The sequence below is a fragment of the Spirulina subsalsa CS-330 genome (genome assembly GCF_028330765.1).
GTDB lineage: Bacteria > Cyanobacteriota > Cyanobacteriia > Cyanobacteriales > Spirulinaceae > Spirulina > Spirulina subsalsa_A.
The window spans coordinates 62,120-78,697 of sequence record NZ_JAQMTY010000145.1; the positions used below are offsets into that span (position 1 = coordinate 62,120).

Sequence of the window (16,578 nt, forward strand, 5' to 3'; positions counted from 1 at the left end):
TTCCGGTCACGCCGGTACAGCCTCGCCCCGTTTGACCAACTTGCGAAATATATCAGGAAACGGTGTGACCCTAGGGGCGTACCTTAAAATACCGGAACACGGGGGAAACGCCCGCATAGAGTTTGGTGAGTAACCCTTCATAATCCTTGGTTCAGGAGAACAGTTAATCATGACAACCGTGCTTAAAGCGGCGGTAATTGGCACTGGGGTGATTTCAAAAGAACATCTCAGCTTCCTTGCCGCCAGTCCCCACGCTCGGTTAGTGGGAGTCTGTGACCTCTCGCGAGCCGCAGCCCGCTATGCTGCCCAGCGGTATGGTGCTGATGCACCCTACACGGACTTTAACCAGATGTTGGCCGAAGCGCAGCCCGATGTCGTGCATATCCTCACGCCGCCCCAAAGTCATAAATTCATCGCCACGGCCTGTTTAAAAGCTGGGGCTCATGTAATTTGTGAAAAACCGATCGCCTCCCATTATCAAGACTTTCAAGAACTGTGGGCGATCGCTCAGGAGTGCGATCGCGCCCTGATCGAAGACCAAAACTATCGCTTCAATGAGCCGATCCTCGCCATTCATGACCTCGTCACCCAGGGCAAACTCGGCCACATCGAAGAAATCGAAGTGCGGATGTCCCTCGGCCTCCGGGGTGGCGGTCGCTTTGCCGACGAAAACCTCCCCAGCCCGATCCACCAAATGCCCGCCGGCGTAATCCACGACCTGATCACCCATCTCGTCTATCTCGCCCTGCCCTACCTGCCCAGCTTTGACTATATTCGCGCCACCTGGAACAACCACGGCGGCGGCGATCTGTTCAAATACGACGATCTAGACGCGCTGGTAATTGGCGACAACGTTCACGCCCGGTTCCGGTTCAGTTGCACCACCATGCCCGAAGGCTTCCATTTCCGTGTCCGAGGCACCGAAGGCTACGCCGAAACCGACCTGTTTCAACCCTACATCCGCGCCGTCTATCCCCGTGGCGGTAAACAACTCTCCCCCCTCGTCAACCACTGGTGCAACGGTCTCGACCTGATGAAAGCCAGCGTCCGCAACTTCCGCCGCAAAATCATGCAGCGCACTCCCTACGAAGGTCTAAAAATTCTCCTCGATCGCACCTATACCGCCCTAATCAACGGCACACCCCTGCCCATCTCCTACGACGATATGGAACGCACCAGCCGCTTAATTGACGCTTTAGTCGCAGAGGACAATCAACGATGAAACTACTAATCACTGGCGCATCGGGTTTTGTGGGTAAATATGTCGTGGCCGAAGGGCTGCGGCGGGGTCATGACGTGAAAGCCGTCGTCCGTCCCCAAACCGATGTAACCCGCATTCCCTGGCATGATTGCGATCGCCTCGAACTCGTCCGCATCGACCTCCGCCAACAGGCCGAACTCACCGCCGCCCTCGTCGGCGTGGATGCCGTCATCCACCTCGCCGCCGTCAAATCGGGGGACTTTTACGATCAATTCGCCGGAACGGTGATGGCCACGGAAAGCCTCCTCGCCGCCATGGCCGAGGCGAAGGTGTCGCGCTTGGTGGCGATCAGCACCTTTTCCGTCTACGAATACCAACAAAAACGCGCCCACAGCCTCCTTGATGAAAATTCCCCCCTCGTCACCAAAGAACGGGTGATCAACCGGGACGAATATTCTCAAACAAAGCTCATTCAAGAGGAGCTTTATCGCGAATTTGGCACAGAACATAACGGCAAAGTCACGATCTTAAGACCCGGCATGATCTACGGTCGAGAATACCTCTGGCACGCCCTCCTCGGTGCTGAGTTTGGCTCAGTCCTCTTACGTATCGGCACGCGGGGAACGTTGCCCCTCAGTTATGTGGAAAACTGCGCCGAAGCGATGATCATTACGGCAGAATCGGAGGGTGCGATCGGTGAAACAATCAACATTGTTGATGACAATTTACCCACCCAAGGTCAATACACAAAGGAGTTAATGAAGCGGGCCGAATCCCCCAAACTCTATTACTGTCCATGGGTGGTGATGAAATCCATTGCCGGCTTCGGTTGGTGGATCAATCAAACCTTCCTAGAGGGCAAAGCGAAAATGCCGGGTATTGTTGTCCCTGCCAAACTTCACGGCCGCTTTAAACCGTTACGTTACACCAACAAACACGCCAAAACGGTCTTGAATTGGCAACCCAAATACACTTTTGAAGAATCCCTCGATCGCAGTTGCGGCGATCAAGAACTCCTCAAAGCCTAACCCCCCCAGAGTGACCCGTCTCTCACTCTTTGCTCACATTTCATGACTTTTTAACTCCCCAGTGATTCCCCAAACTGTTACGCTAGGGTCAAACGCGCTTCTAGAAGGTGGGTAATGCCCACCCTACTACTATTTTTTAATGCTTTGAATTGTTTACTGTTTAGAATACAATTAGAATGGCCTACCTGTTTTTTCTATTATCCTGTGTTTGTGCCGCAGCTTGGTTTTTAGTTTTTCAAAAACTTCAGAACACCCAACAAGAATTTTTTAGCACCAAAAAACGTCTTAATGATGTTGAAACAAGATTTAAAAGACTAAATACAAAATATAGTGATGTATTTTCTAAAGAAGATAGGCTTAAAGAACTAAACACTGAAATCAATAATATTTCTAAGAAAATCAAAGCTCATCAAAATATTTTGTCAAAAGTGCAAAGTATCGCTGAACTCGATCACAATATTGAAAGTCTTCAATTAAAAATCAAAGATACAGCCCAAAAAGGAGCAACAGAAAAAGAGCGTCTTGCCCTCGAAATTTCGCTATTAAGATCAGAGTTAGATAGTCTAGAAGAAAAAGAGTTACTCGAAGGATCAGGATTCTATGAATCTAAATATGATTTCCAAGAGTCCGAATCCTATAAGGAGCGATTAGAAGTCATTCGCTCTCAACAGAAGCAAATGATCAAAGATAAAATAGCGGTTATTTGTCATACAGCATGGACAGTTGAAGGGAGTGCGAAAAAAGGTAAAAAAATGACCGATGACTTTATCAAGCTTGTATTACGTGCTTTTAATGGTGAATGTGATGCTGCGGTGATGAAAGTTAAATACAATAATATTCAAACAATGGAAAGACGAATCCAAAAAACCTATGATAGTTTAAACAGAATATCTGTATCTACACATTGCGAAATCACGTCGAATTTTCTAAAGCTCAAATTAGAAGAATTATACTTGACCCATGAATATCAAGAGAAGAAACAGGATGAAAAAGAAGAGCAACGCGCTATCCGTGAACAGATGCGAGAGGAAGAGAAAGCATTACGTGAAATAGAGAAAATAAAAGAAGAGGCAGAAAAAGAAGAGGAACGCCAACAAAAGGCATTAGAAAAAGCAAGGCTTGAATTTGAGTCCGCCACAGGAAAAGCACAAGAAAAACTATTAAAGCAAATTGAAGAACTACAACAGCGACTAGAAGAAGCCGGGGAAAATAAAGAGCGGGCCATATCTCAAGCTCAAATGACAAAATCAGGCCATGTTTATATTATTTCTAATCTAGGATCATTTGGTGACAATATTTATAAAATTGGGATGACCCGACGGTTAGATCCCATCGAGCGAGTTAAAGAATTAAGCAGTGCCTCTGTTCCATTTCCATTTGATGTCCATGCCATGATTTACTCTAAAAATGCTCCTGCCCTGGAATCGCACCTACACCGCTATTTTGAATCGAGACGATTAAATCAGGTCAATAATCGTAAAGAGTTTTTCAAAGTTTCACTAGATGAAATAGTGAAAGCAGTTCAGAAGATTGATCAAGAACTAATTCAAAGTAAATCAGAAATAAAATTCACCAAGGTCGCAGAAGCGATCGAATATCGCAAAACCCTCGCTAAGGCAAGCGATACCGAAAACTAGACCCGCAACACCCCGCATTGAAAATGAGCGTATACTAAACAATACTGTTAATCCGAGTCATGACCCAGAATGATTAAAAGTCCGTTGCGGTATCCGGGTGGGAAGTCGAGAGCGATCGCATTCTTGAAAAACTATATTGGCGAGTTTGCTGAATTTCGAGAACCGTTTTTTGGTGGAGGGTCTGTGAGCTTTTTTGCGGTGCAGAATTATCCCAAGCAGCAGTTTTTCGCAACGGAATTATATTATGAATTGTATTGCTTCTGGAGTCAGCTAAAAACTGAAAAAATGCGCCTTGTGGAGGCGGTGCGGGCCGTTCGGCAACAGTATCAGGATGGGCGATCGCTTTACCGGGAGATTATGGCGCGTCGGGAAGATGAGTTATCCGATTTTCAGCGGGCAGTAGATTTTTTTGTGTTGAATCGGATTACCTTTTCAGGCGTGGCAGATTCGGGGGGGTATTCTGATGCGTCATTTCACAAGCGATTTACCCCATCATCCATTGACCGATTGGAAGCAGCGATCGCAATTCTCGAAGCCATCGAAATCGCCCACGCCGATTACAGTGTTTTAGTGCAAAAACCGGGTCAAAATGTTTTGATTTTTCTCGATCCGCCCTATTATTCCGTCACCGGCTCCAAACTCTACGGCAAGAAAGGACATCTTCACACATCGTTTGACCATGAACGCTTAGTCACAGAATTAAAAAACTGTCGTCATCGCTGGCTGATGACCTACGATAATTGTGACTATATTCGAGAACAATACCAAGATTTTGAGATGCGATCGTGGCAGTTGCAATATGGCATGAATAACTACAAACAAAACAACGCTGCCATGGGAAAAGAGATATTAATCGCAAATTTTCCCCTAGATTAATTGAGAGTGAAGCTATAGCGATCCTAAATCAATCGGAGATCTTATTTCCTCATCAACAAGGGGCTTCAGCCCCTTGCCTGTTCATGAATCAAACAGGATTGCTATAGCACTTTCTCAATTTATTGATTCAGATCAACCACTCGCGTCCCGTGCGGGTCACCTTCATCGGTAGCGGGGATCAAGCGATACACCCCGCCTGTGTCGTGGGGTTCCGTGGATGCAGCAACGGCTAAACTCTCGAAATCAACATCCTTATAATCACACAACTCAAAATCATCCATATCTGGAGGGTCGTCGGTTGACGCGATCGCCCGTCAGCCGGATCATCATCAAGCCCGCCAATACCTGCACAGCTTCAACCTACAAAGATCAAATGTACCTCTTTTGTTGGCGATTTTGCCCTGGATCGTTGAAATCAACAGCACATCAGCCTCCATTGTTACATTTATTTAGAATTCTTCAGTATCTTCCTGGCAATTTCCCGTAAAGCATTTTCGTATCAGTGCTATACTGAGTCATGAGTATGAGTATTGGTCGTAGCGTTCGTGTTTCAGTATTGATTGGTTTTTCCCCTCAGCTATTGATACCGCTAGTTTCCGAAAATCTTATCTCTCTAGACAACCCATTGATTGAAAAGATTCAATTATGTCAATTTACGTTGGTAATCTTTCTTACGAAGTTACGGAGAAAGACCTGGAAGCCGTTTTTGCCGACTACGGCTCTGTTAAGCGAGTCTATGTTCCCAAAGACCGTGAAACAGGAAAAATGCGCGGCTTTGCATTTGTTGAAATGAGTGCATCCGCAGAAGAAGACGAGGCGATCGAGGCTCTCGATAGTGCCGAGTGGATGGGGCGCACCCTCAAAGTCAATAAAGCTCGCGAACGGGAACAACGCGGCAGATAACATTGAAGCGGTATCCTTGACCCCAATCGATTCGCAACAAGCAAAGTTTAGCATCGGAAGTCTTACGGTTGGACGAGTTGTCTTGCAGTTACACTAAACATTTGTTCTCCTCGAATTCGTGGTGTTTCAATTGCTGAACTGAATCGTAGTCGCCAAGACTGCTCTGAGGTGCAGCATTAGACAGTTATTGAATAGCCCTAAGCTGTTATGGGTAAGAAATTTCTGCCCATGCAGCTTGGGTTCACTATCATAACTGTATTGTGAGCAGGAAATCGCCAAAGCAGCAAACTCATCGTTTTATGATCTCCAGATTTTAGCCATTTCGCAAGAATCATGAAACGATGACATCGCTGCCCATCAATCCCATCATCTAAGTTCAAGCAACGCTTCCGATAACTATTGTTTTCACTCATCAAAACACCTCTGTCTTTTGGTTAGGTGATCGCTGCTATGAAAATCGGCACTGCCCTGATCGATTTAGTTTCAATGACATGGGCATTAACCCTCATTCCTCATTAAGCTTGACCTCAATCAAATGTGTAAAACCTCGCCAAAAAAGCATCTCAGGAAATACACTCTTGTTTGAAATTTCGACTCCCTAGGGGTTTTGACTTGACCAGCATAAAATTAATTTATGTTGATTAAGTGACATGGAGTTCCGAGGAAAGCGTTGTATCAGTGCTATGCTATCGGACGGGTATGAAAATCGGTCATCACTTTTTTTTAAGTATCGAATTAGTTGTCTGAAACAACTGATGGGCATGTTGCCGAGAATCTTGACTTCCTAACATAATTATTCACTCCTTAAGGAGATCTTCAAATCATGTCAATCTACGTTGGTAATCTTTCCTATGACGTTACCCAGGACGACATCAAGGAAGTGTTTTCGGACTACGGAACAGTGAAGCGGGTTCATCTCCCCACTGACCGTGAAACGGGCCGGATGCGCGGTTTTGCCTTTGTCGAAATGGAGGGTTCAGAAGAAGAACAAAAGGCGATCGAAACCTTAGATGGTGCAGAATGGATGGGTCGCAACATTAAAGTTAATGAAGCCCGTCCCCGCGAGAATCGCTAGGGCGACGCATTATCCCGCTGGAATCATCCTGCGTCACTAAGGGATAACGTTTTGGGAATAGAGATCACCTCATGGGGGTCAGAATTTTAATTTTTGAATCTGCCCCCAATGTTTTTGCTGCTGCACAGGTTAGGGTTAAACAACATCCGCTGTGAAAAGCAGTTTTATCGGGGTGCTATACTATTCAATGAGTATGAGAATCGGTAATAGCATTTGTTTTTCAGTATTGATTGGTTTTTCTCTCAGCTATTGAACAGCTAGTCTCCGACAACCTTATCTCCAACAATTATTCAAACTGCCTTGAGGAGACATTCAATCTATGTCAATTTACGTTGGTAATCTTGCCTACTCAATCACCCCAGAGAACCTGACCGAAGTGTTTTCGGACTACGGGACAGTAAAGCGGGTTCATGTGCCGACTGATCGTGAAACCGGTCGGATGCGTGGCTTTGCGTTCGTCGAAATGGATAGTTCTACAGAAGAAGCTGAAGCCATTGATGGACTGAATGGTGCTGAATGGATGGGTCGTGAGCTTAAAGTGAACGAAGCTCGTCCCCGCGAAAACAACCGTTCTAGCTCTAAGTACTAAACACTGGGTATCATGGGTTGCTGCGCTGGTGGGAGAGCTATTACTTTCAACAGACTTGTCCCACTCAGCGCATTCTTTTTGTTTATTTGAGGAATTACTGTGGCCAAACGTCGCAATCTTAAGAAGGATAAAGCTGCTCGTAATGCGGCTTACGCTAGACAATTTCGGAAGAAATCGACACGTTCTTACTCCAAGGGAAGACGATATTCTAGTGGCAGCACTGAGGGTGAGTCGAATGAGCAATCGAACAAAAATAATGAGTCTGATAACTAAATGAAGGGTATGATTCAGACTCTCAGGATGGAGCGTCATCCGTTCGCTGGCGTTTGAATCGAAGGTGTAGAGTGCAAACCATTGGCAAACAAACCTGTGGCAAGACTTGGCAACCGCTGTGGCTTTTGGTCATAGCGGTTTTGATTATGGGGATTGCTACTAATACGATCGCACTCTGGGATCAGGATGAGGCGGCTTATTTGGGGTTTGCCCAGCGAATGCTAGAGACGGGGCAATGGTGGATTCCGGAGTTTCTCTGGTCGGAGGTGCATCGAAAACCGCCGCTTCAGTTTTGGGTGATGGCGGGGTCGCTGGCGGGGTTGGGGGGGACGGTGTGGGCGGCACGGTTACCGAGTTGGGTGGCGGTGGGGTTGACGGGCTGGGTGTTGTGGCGGTGGGGGCGTGGGGTCTGGGGGGAGGCGATCGCCCAACGCAGCTTGATGATTCTCTGGCTATCTTGGATCTTGCCAAATCTGGGCCGGTTGGCGCTGACGGATGCGCTGCTGGTGTTGTGGGAAACGGTGGCCATGCTGGCGATGGTGCGGGGGGTGCGATCGCCCCAGGGTTCGTGGCGACTGTGGCTCTGGGGGGCGGTGGCGTTGGGGGTGCTGACGAAAGGGCCGCCAATTTTGATTTTAGTGGGTGGGAGTGGATTGTTTTGGTGGCTGCTGGGGACAGGCTCCGATCGCCAAGGCTTGCGACAATTACACCCAGAATTCGGGCTGCCCCTAGCCCTTGTCCCGTTTGGGGTTTGGGGTTGGATGACCTGGCGCTTAGATGGTGGGGCGTTGTTGCGGTGGCTGGGGGACTGGTATGTGCTGCGCCGGGTGGGGGGGGAGGTGGTGTTTGGCCAATGGGGGCCGCCGGGCTATTTTTTTGGGGTGTTTGCGATCGCATTTCTGCCGTGGTTGCCCTGGTTCGGGGCGGCCCTGCGTCCGGCGATGCAGCATTGGCGATCGCCGACTCAACTGCCCCTCACCGCTTGGCTCGTGGCGGGCTGGCTGCTGTATGAGTTGATTCCGAGCAAGCTGCCCAGCTATGCCCTAGGGGCCTATCCGGCGATCGCGATCCTGATTGCTCAAACTAGTCTTGCTCCGCCGGGGGCGCAGAGGATGAAACGCTGGTTTCAGGTGGGGTTTGGGGGGGCGATTTTGTTTACTTTGGGGTTGTTGGGGACGTTAATGATCGTGCCAGCGATCGCAGTCTTGCCCTTAGCGATCGGCTGGATGGCGGGAGCAGTGGGAGTCTATTGCTTAAGTCAAAGCGGGCAGGGGTCACGGGCGTTTACCCTCGCCACAGTAAACGCTGCTGTTTTTTTACTGATCCTCTGGGGCATTGCGCTACCGAGCTTAGAACCCTATCGCTCTGGTTCAGTCCAAATTGCCCAGGCGATCGCCGCGCACACTACACCCGACACGGTGGTGTTATTGGGCGATCGCTTCGATCTCCCCAGCATCCCTGCCTATCTCCACCAACACCACCGTACCTATCGCGCCAGCACCACGGCTCAGATCCTCGCCCAACTCCAAAGCCCCGACCCCATCGCCATCATCACCCGCGACCCTGAGCAACGGGCCGCAATCAGCGCGATCGCACCCGACCATCACATCACTGCGATCGCCGCCTGGTTTGACACCTTCGGCCAACCCCAAACCTATTGGGTGATGACCCCCGCCAAACCAGCCGTTGCCGCAACACGCTATGATTTTTTAGCAGATGCATACCCCCTCAAAACTGATCATGCTCGACGAACAAGCGAAAAAAACAATCCTCCGTAAAATCCCTCACGGTCTTTATATTTGCGGTGTCAAAGATGGCGACGAACGCAATGGATTCACCGCCAGTTGGGTAATGCAGGCCTCATTCAAGCCGCCCCTCGTCGTCAACTGTGTCCGGGCTGATTCCGGCTCCCACGCCATGATTAAAAACAGTGGTGTCTTTGCCCTCAGCGTCCTCGACAGCAGCCAAAAAGAAGTAGCCGCACAATTTTTCAAACCCCAGCGCATTGTAGGGGATAAATTAGCCGATGTAGATTGTATCGCCGGGCCAGAAACCGGTTGCCCCGTGATTACCGATTCCTTGGGGTATGTAGAATGTCGCGTGGTGGGCAGCGTTGACCATGGCGACCATACAGTCTTTGTGGGTGAAGTGGTCGGCGCTGGCGTTCACCGCGAGGGCGACCCCTTGCTGCTCGAAAGCACCGGCTGGCAATATGGTGGTTAAGCACATTATTTTCCACCCTTTGCATCAAAACTTACTGGGTTATGCCTTTTATTAAAGTCCAAACATCCCTCGCCAAACCCGAAACCGCCCAAATCGAAGGCCTGTTAAAAACTCTCTCCGGCAAACTCGCCAAACACTTAGGTAAGTCAGAATCCTACGTGATGACCGCCTTTGAAGCCGATATCCCCATGACCTTCAGCGGCACAGTGGAACCAGCCTGTTATCTCGAAGTAAAAAGTGTCGGCTCCATGAGTTCCGGTCAAACCGCTGCCATGAGCCAAGACTTTTGTGCCGAAATTGCCAGCACCCTCGGCATTGATCAAAATCGAATTTATATCGAATTTGCCGATGCCAAAGGTGTGATGTGGGGCTGGAACGGTCGCACCTTTGGCTAACTCAATCCCCCTTAAAAACTACTGCCTATACATGGCGGTAACTGTTGAGCCAGCCGGCAGTTAATCCCCCTCATCAGGGCAACGAGCTAGAAGCTCGCACAACAGAGGATTACCGTCATGGTGGTGTCATGACACATTTTAGTCGGTGGGTTACGGCAGATTGCTGGGTTGCAGTGATGGCGGGAGTTTAAGCCGCCTAACCCACCCTACAACAAAGTATCATTTTGGCTGTGTCACGCCAGTAGGGTGCTGTTAGCGAAGCGTAACGCACCGTCTTGTCTACTATGCTGGGTGTGCTGCGTTCCACCGCTTTCTGAGCGATCGCATTGCGCCGATTTCATCCTCTTTCGCGGTGGCTAAGAAATCATAGAGCCAGGTTTTTGGGATGTCGGGAAACGTTGGGCTTTGTTCGACTTCAATGTAGGCGTGCGATCGCAACACATAGATATGCCACACCTTCCCATTAAACCGCCAAAATTCCGGTACACCCAAGGCGGCATAGAATTGATTTTTTTGAATATCCGTGTGGGTAATATCCACCTCAACCACTAAATCCGGCGGCGGATCATTGGCAAAATCCACATTACGCCCCTTCACCAATGGTTGATTTTGAATGTAATAGGCACTGTCAGGTTCCGCGCCTTTTTCGAGGTGAGGATAATTGAGGGTTGTTGATCCCATGGCTTTCAAGGGTAAGTCCATGAGTTCAACTAAACCTCGAATAAAGTACTCAATTAAAGACCGATAAAATTCATGATCTTCTAAGGGCATTGTGATTTCTAAAATTCCGTAATCGTAGGTGAGCCGCGAGTTCCTCGACTGGGGTAAAAGAGCCAACATTTGGAGATAGGTGTCCCATGTCATGTGATGAAAAATAACCCGTTGTTCACCGCTGGGATGAAGGAGGGCTGGGGGTTCTGGGGCAGTGGTCAGCATAAGCAGTTTTCCAGATCAATAGGGTGATGAGGGCGGGAGGTTAATCCCAAATTTTCGCCACGAGATCAGTGAAGGGTTGCCAGTTGTCGTGATGGGCGATCGCATCCCACACGGATTCGATCACGGGGCGGAGTAAGGTGGTTTTGGGGTTGGCGGCCTGGAGTTGATCGGCAATGGTGGGCATCTGGTCGGGGGCGAATTCATTGAGGGCTTGATGGTAGAGAGTTGCCCAGGGTTCCCACTCGGTATCGAGGTTGAGATCTTTGAGGATCAGGGTGCGATCGCGCCGCCAATCAGACCGGAATTCCTGGGTGAGGGTGATGAAAAATTCACTATAGCCCGCTTGGGTTTCGGCCAAGGTGGCGATCGTCGCCTTCAGCAAATCAGTCCCCAATTCTCCCAAAAATCCCCCAAATCCTAACCGCTTCAGCATCAGGCTTTGATAGGTTGTGAAATACTGCTGATCATACTGAGTTAATCCAGCCTCTAAATCCTCAACCGCCATCACCAATTTGAGCGGCACTTGCAACAGTTCTAAATTGAGCCGACAGATTCCCGGTTGATTGCCGTAGGAATAGCGGCCACTGTAGTCAAAATAGGCGGCGGTGAAGGTGCGATCGTAGGTGGGAATAAACGCATAGGGGCCATAGTCGAAGCTTTCCCCCGTGATCGACATATTATCGGTGTTCAGCACGGCATGACAGAACCCCGCCGCCATCCATTGCGCCGCTAGGGTTGCCACCCGCTGCACCAATGCCGCGTAAAATTCGGCGTAGCGATCGCCCCCCGTCGGATCGATTTCCGGATAATACACCGCGATCGCATGGTCAAGGAGAGGCGTGATCAGATCCGGACGTTGGAGATAATGGAGTCGCTCAAACGTGCCAAACCGGAGGTGCGATCGGTTCATCCGGATCATCACCGACGAGCGTGTCGGTGACGGTTCATCTCCCCGCCAAAGCGGTTCCCCCGTTTCAATCAAACTCAAACAGCGAGAGGTCGTCACCCCCAACCGCGCTAACAGTTCCGCCGCCAACACTTCCCGCACGCCGCCCTTCAGGGTCAGCCGTCCATCCGCCGTCCGGGAGTAGGGCGTGCGTCCCGATCCCTTCGTGCCAAAGTCGTACAGCACGCCATCCACGCCCCGCACCTGACCGTAGAGAAAGCCGCGCCCGTCGCCCAGTTGCGGATTATATTGCCCAAACTGATAGCCGTGGTAGCGCAGGGCAAGGAAGGGGCGCACGCCTTGGAAATGGCCAAAGGCTTCAATAAAGTCATCATCCCCTACCTGGCGCGGATCGAGGCCAAGGGTGGGCAAGAGGCGATCGTTGCGGAACCGGAGGATATGCTCTGGGAAGGTAGCCGCCGGGACGCGATCGTAATAGTCATCCCCCAAGTCTTCGAGGGCAGGTTCGTAGGTTAAAGTCAGAAAAGCGTTCGCCATCGGTGCAAAGGGGGTGCAATACCTTTAACATTTTAGAAAGCTTTGCTCAAAAATTGACCGAGGAGGGAATGATGGCGGATTCAATCATGTATCAAGAGGATGCCTATGTGGTGTTGGAATCTGGGCAGCCGGAACAGGTCATTTTGACGGCTGAGGAACTCCTAACCAAGCTCGAAGAGGTCTTAGCCACCCTCGATCATGTCCCCCGCGACCTCCAACGGTTCGCCCCTCGCTCCGCCCAAGCCAAACACTTGATGGAAACTAGTTGCGAAATCGACCTTGGCCCTGGGGACTATTTACAGTGGTATGTGGTGCGTTTGGAAAAATAGCGACGGTGCGATCGCCCCCCTTAAAAAGGCAGCAACACTTCAAACTCAGTTCCCTCATTCACCTGAGACCGGAGTTTTAATTCACCCTGGTGTTTTTTCACCACAATTTGATAGCTAATCGCCAGCCCCAGCCCCGTCCCTTTGCCGACGGGCTTTGTTGTAAAGAAATTATCAAAAATTTTCTGTTGGTTTTTGGGCGGAATACCCAAACCATTATCAATGATTTTAATACTGACCCCTTGGCCCGTTTGATACTGTTCGAGATAACGGGTTTCAATCCGAATTTTTGGTATCCAATCGGGATCATTCGTCTGAGCCTTGCGCTCCATCAACGTATCGATCGCATTCGCCAATAAATTCATGAAAACCTGACTAATTTGCCCAGAATAGCAAGCCACTTCCGGCAGGTATTCATAGTCTTTTTCGACAGTAATGCTATTCTTCAGTTGATTTTCTAAGATTAGTAACGTACCCTCTAAACAATCGTGGAGGTTAATCAGTTGTTGTTTTTGATCATCAATGCGCGAGAAATTCCGCAAGCTCGTCACAATTTGAATCAATCGCTCCGAACTGAGTTGAATACTTTTAATGATTTTGGGGGTATCTTCGATGATGAAATCATATTCAATTTCGTCCTTGATTTCCGCTAGCTCATCGTAATCAGAGGCTGGAATTTTCGTTTCAAGGGTTTGGATCAGTTCGATTAAATGATTGTAATAGTCAGCGAGGAATTGGATATTTCCGTGAACGGAATTGACAGGGTTTTTAATTTCATGGGCGACCCCTGCCACCATGCGCCCCAAACTGACCATTTTTTCCGTTTGCATCCGTTCGGCGTAGCTGGTTTCATCGAGGAGTTGGCTGGTTAGTTGGTGGATGCGGGATTGAGCGAGTAGGAGTTGATGAACATCGACTAAATAGTGAATTTGATGGTCTTCGGAGTAAACAAGAATGGGTTCGTAGAGAAATTCCGGCGATCGCTCTAAGGAACACCGCGCCGCTTCAACAATCAAGGTGGTTTCGGGGAAAATCTCAAGTTTACCTTTGGTGAAGTGATGCAGCGATCGCACCGGCCGTTTTAAAAATAATTCCAAGGCATAGGGGCGACTCATGCGCTCTAAAAAGCGACGGCGCGAGATCATCCCGAAAAGCTGGCCAGACTCCAATAAAATCACACCGGGTGATAGGGGATTTTTTTCAAAGACTCGTGCCACATCAATCACTAACTGATCCGCCTCAATTTGGGCGGTGTGACGAGACAGTTCTTGTAGGGTTGTATCGAGGGCGAGGGGGCGATCGTTCATCCATGCTAATGGTGATAGGGGGCGATCGGGTTGAGCCGCTAAAGTGTGATTCACAACAAAATGAGCAGAAGTTTGAAGCATGGGGGTAACGGGGTGAGCGTCATTATCCCTACTGTATCTTGCTCCCTTAAGTTCTGTCAGATTTTATACTCAAATTTCATTATTTTTTGAAATTTTGACCATCTTTTAATCTACTCTTAACTCTTTCTTGAAAAGACATTAATCTTCACTGATAAGGTGCTTGAGCTTGGCAAAAAAGAGCGTATTTCAATTCATAATATAGCCCTGATTTGACCTGTATTTTCTCTCTAGAAAAGGAATTTGATCAGGGTTTAATCGGAGGGTGCAAGGTGGTGAGGATGGTAAGCGATCGCTCACAGCCCAGCCAAAAACCAAGGACAAGGCAGTCAATCAGCGGATTGACTGACTTGATCGCCCTCACCCCTCTCCCCTCTCCCTAGGGGAGAGGGGAGCCGATCCATTTTTCCAGTTCCCTCTCCCTAGGGGAGAGGGCTAGGGTGAGGGCTTTCCAGGATCTGGCTAATTTTGTCAGTCAACCAGGTCAATCCGCCTTGTCCTCCGCCCCTGATCTGGGGGGATAGTCACCAATCAGCCTCAATCGGGGGCTAGGATTCGATTTGCACGGAAAATTTCGGGGCTTGGAATCCCATGTCGTGGAGTTGGTTGCGGAGTTTGTCGGCTTCGAGGAGGTTTTTGGTGTCGAGGATGGCGATCGCTTTCCCGAAATACTCTAACCCCTCTTCAATCTTGCCGCATTTAAACCACACTACCCCTAGGTTTTGATAGGCGGGGGCATAGTCCGCTTGGAGTTCGATCGCTTTTTCATAGGCCTTAATCGCGTCGTTGTAGTTCCCCAATGCCTTAAACACAAGGCCTAAATTGTAATAGGCCAGCATACAAGTGGGGTCAATTTGAATCGCCGCACCGAGGGGCCGCTGAGCCATTTCATATTCCCCGGCGATGTGGAGTAATGACCCAAAATTGATCAACGCACCGAGTTTTAAAAGCGGAAAAATGTTTTGAGAAATGGCGGCTTGGTAGTGAATGACGGCTTGGTCGGTGTTGTTTTTTCGGGCGTAGGCGTTGGCAAGATGGTAGTGCAATTCGTAGGCTACCGGGGGTTCTAAATTAGTTGCCTTTAAGCCCCGTTCGAGGAGTTCGCGGCCTTGTTTATGTTGGCCGCTGGTGGCGTAGAGTGCGCCTAATTTACTGCATACATAGGGGTCGTCGGGATGGTCAGCAAGATAGGTTTCCATCGCTTTTTGGGCGCGGGCTTTTTTGTCTTTTTTGCTAATGGAGGCTTGGGTGTAGCCGGAGTGAGCGATCGCGACGGTTTGCAACGTCCCAAAATTCCACTGCGATTCCTCCTTGATCAAGGCCATCACACTGTCGTCAATCAGGGCATGATAGGGGCGAGAAAATTTGATTTTGGGGTGACGACGAAAGAGGCGCGAGGTGAGGGAATAGGGTGACTGGACTGCGCCGAGTTCTTCGCGCACGAGGCCCACCACCAAGAGGTTATCGTCCGCCATTGCGGTACGGAGATGCGGCCCGGCTTCTTCGGTGAGTTCTTCATCGGCATCGAGAACGAGCACCCAATCCCCGGTCACATGCTTGAGGGCTTCGTTGCGAGCGGCGGCGAAATCATTGTTCCAGGGAAATTCTGCCACGGTGGCCCCGTAGTCTTTCGCGATCGCGATCGTGCGATCGCTCGATCCCGTATCCAGAATCACGATCTCGTCTACCACATCTTTGGCACTGTCTAAACAGTGGGGTAAGGACTGCTCTTCATCCTTAACGATCATGCAAAGGCTTAGTTTCATGGAGGATCACTCGCGGTAGGCCGTTGGTTATTTTAATGTATTACAGCACTGCGACAAGATGATCCGCAATCCGGGCGGCGGCTCCGCTAGTGCCCATGCGGTTCCGGCCATTTTCCGCGATGATTTGCAGGGTGTCGGGGTTATTGAGCAGGCTGTGGCAAATTTTCGGCACGTCCTGCGGGCGCTGAACGAGGGTGACGGATACGCCAAGGAGTCGGGTTTGGGCTTCGGCAAATTGGGGGGTGAATTGAGGCCCAGCACCGGGAAGAGCGATCGCCGGTTTACCGAGGCCGACGAATTGCTCGGTGGCTGTGCCGGCCATGGCGAAGGCTAGATCCGCCGCGTTGAGACAGGGCGCATAGGCCTGTTGTGTGAGGATGATTTGGTGGCGATCGCGATCGAGGTTCCAGGCTTGGGCATCGGGGGCGGTGATCGGGGCGGTGTCTGGCAGCGGGGTCGATCGCCACCCCTGATCACTCAACGCGGCCTGAAAGGGGGCAGGGTCTAAACCGGGGGCGATC

15 protein-coding genes and 1 pseudogene are annotated in these 16,578 nt (G+C 49.7%); 11 read left to right on the forward strand and 5 right to left on the reverse strand.

Going from position 1 to position 16,578, the window contains the following annotated elements; translation table 11 throughout:
• Positions 1-169: 169 nt before the first annotated feature.
• The 10 genes from PN477_RS09900 to PN477_RS09945 all read left to right on the forward strand — a co-directional run bounded on the left by PN477_RS09900 (position 170) and on the right by PN477_RS09945 (position 10,200).
• Positions 170-1,222: a Gfo/Idh/MocA family protein gene (locus tag PN477_RS09900; protein WP_272120008.1), complete on the forward strand. Its 1,053-nt coding sequence runs from the start codon at positions 170-172 to the stop codon at positions 1,220-1,222.
• On the forward strand, positions 1,219-2,229 hold the full coding sequence (locus PN477_RS09905; protein WP_272120009.1) for an NAD-dependent epimerase/dehydratase family protein: 1,011 nt from the start codon (positions 1,219-1,221) through the stop codon (positions 2,227-2,229). The genes PN477_RS09900 and PN477_RS09905 overlap by 4 nt, the downstream gene beginning before the upstream one ends.
• A gap of 176 nt (positions 2,230-2,405) precedes the next feature.
• Positions 2,406-3,866 (forward strand): SNIPE associated domain-containing protein, encoded by a 1,461-nt coding sequence (locus tag PN477_RS09910; protein WP_272120010.1) that lies wholly within the window; start codon positions 2,406-2,408, stop codon positions 3,864-3,866.
• Positions 3,867-3,935: 69 nt separating this feature from the next.
• Positions 3,936-4,742 (forward strand): DNA adenine methylase, encoded by an 807-nt coding sequence (locus PN477_RS09915; RefSeq protein ID WP_272120011.1) that lies wholly within the window; start codon positions 3,936-3,938, stop codon positions 4,740-4,742.
• A 645-nt stretch (positions 4,743-5,387) separates the two neighbouring features.
• Entirely contained in the window at positions 5,388-5,645 is a 258-nt protein-coding gene (locus PN477_RS09920) for an RNA recognition motif domain-containing protein (protein ID WP_272120012.1), read from the forward strand.
• 823 nt (positions 5,646-6,468) lie between these two features.
• Positions 6,469-6,720 carry an RNA recognition motif domain-containing protein gene (locus tag PN477_RS09925; protein WP_272120013.1) on the forward strand — a complete coding sequence of 84 codons (252 nt, stop codon included), beginning with the start codon at positions 6,469-6,471 and terminating at the stop codon, positions 6,718-6,720.
• 319 nt (positions 6,721-7,039) lie between these two features.
• Positions 7,040-7,309: an RNA recognition motif domain-containing protein gene (locus tag PN477_RS09930; RefSeq protein WP_072622194.1), complete on the forward strand. Its 270-nt coding sequence runs from the start codon at positions 7,040-7,042 to the stop codon at positions 7,307-7,309.
• Positions 7,310-7,653: 344 nt separating this feature from the next.
• The gene (locus tag PN477_RS09935) at positions 7,654-9,360 is read left to right on the forward strand and encodes an ArnT family glycosyltransferase (protein WP_272120014.1); all 1,707 of its coding nucleotides are present in this window, start codon (positions 7,654-7,656) and stop codon (positions 9,358-9,360) included.
• Entirely contained in the window at positions 9,323-9,805 is a 483-nt protein-coding gene (locus tag PN477_RS09940) for a flavin reductase family protein (protein ID WP_272120015.1), read from the forward strand. Before PN477_RS09935 ends, PN477_RS09940 begins: the two co-directional genes overlap by 38 nt.
• Before the next feature lie 41 nt (positions 9,806-9,846).
• Entirely contained in the window at positions 9,847-10,200 is a 354-nt protein-coding gene (locus PN477_RS09945) for a phenylpyruvate tautomerase MIF-related protein (protein WP_272120016.1), read from the forward strand.
• Positions 10,201-10,482: 282 nt separating this feature from the next.
• Here the strand turns inward: PN477_RS09945 and PN477_RS09950 are convergent, their stop codons facing one another.
• Complete coding sequence (locus tag PN477_RS09950) at positions 10,483-11,136, reverse strand: Uma2 family endonuclease (RefSeq protein ID WP_272120017.1); 654 nt, start codon at positions 11,134-11,136, stop codon at positions 10,483-10,485.
• 40 nt (positions 11,137-11,176) lie between these two features.
• Positions 11,177-12,580: a protein adenylyltransferase SelO gene (locus tag PN477_RS09955; RefSeq protein WP_272120018.1), complete on the reverse strand. Its 1,404-nt coding sequence runs from the start codon at positions 12,578-12,580 to the stop codon at positions 11,177-11,179.
• A gap of 71 nt (positions 12,581-12,651) precedes the next feature.
• Here PN477_RS09955 and PN477_RS09960 point away from each other — a divergent pair, with 71 nt between their 5' ends.
• Entirely contained in the window at positions 12,652-12,909 is a 258-nt protein-coding gene (locus PN477_RS09960) for a CRR7 family NDH-1 assembly protein (protein ID WP_072623210.1), read from the forward strand.
• A gap of 20 nt (positions 12,910-12,929) precedes the next feature.
• Here the strand turns inward: PN477_RS09960 and PN477_RS09965 are convergent, their stop codons facing one another.
• The 3 genes and pseudogenes from PN477_RS09965 to PN477_RS09975 all read right to left on the reverse strand — a co-directional run.
• Positions 12,930-14,294, reverse strand: coding sequence for a sensor histidine kinase (locus tag PN477_RS09965; RefSeq protein WP_272147229.1), 1,365 nt, complete (start codon positions 14,292-14,294; stop codon positions 12,930-12,932).
• Positions 14,295-14,839: 545 nt separating this feature from the next.
• Positions 14,840-16,057 carry a glycosyltransferase gene (locus PN477_RS09970; RefSeq protein ID WP_272147231.1) on the reverse strand — a complete coding sequence of 406 codons (1,218 nt, stop codon included), beginning with the start codon at positions 16,055-16,057 and terminating at the stop codon, positions 14,840-14,842.
• 40 nt (positions 16,058-16,097) lie between these two features.
• Positions 16,098-16,578, reverse strand: a pseudogene (locus tag PN477_RS09975) (lipid-A-disaccharide synthase-related protein); the annotation flags it as partial.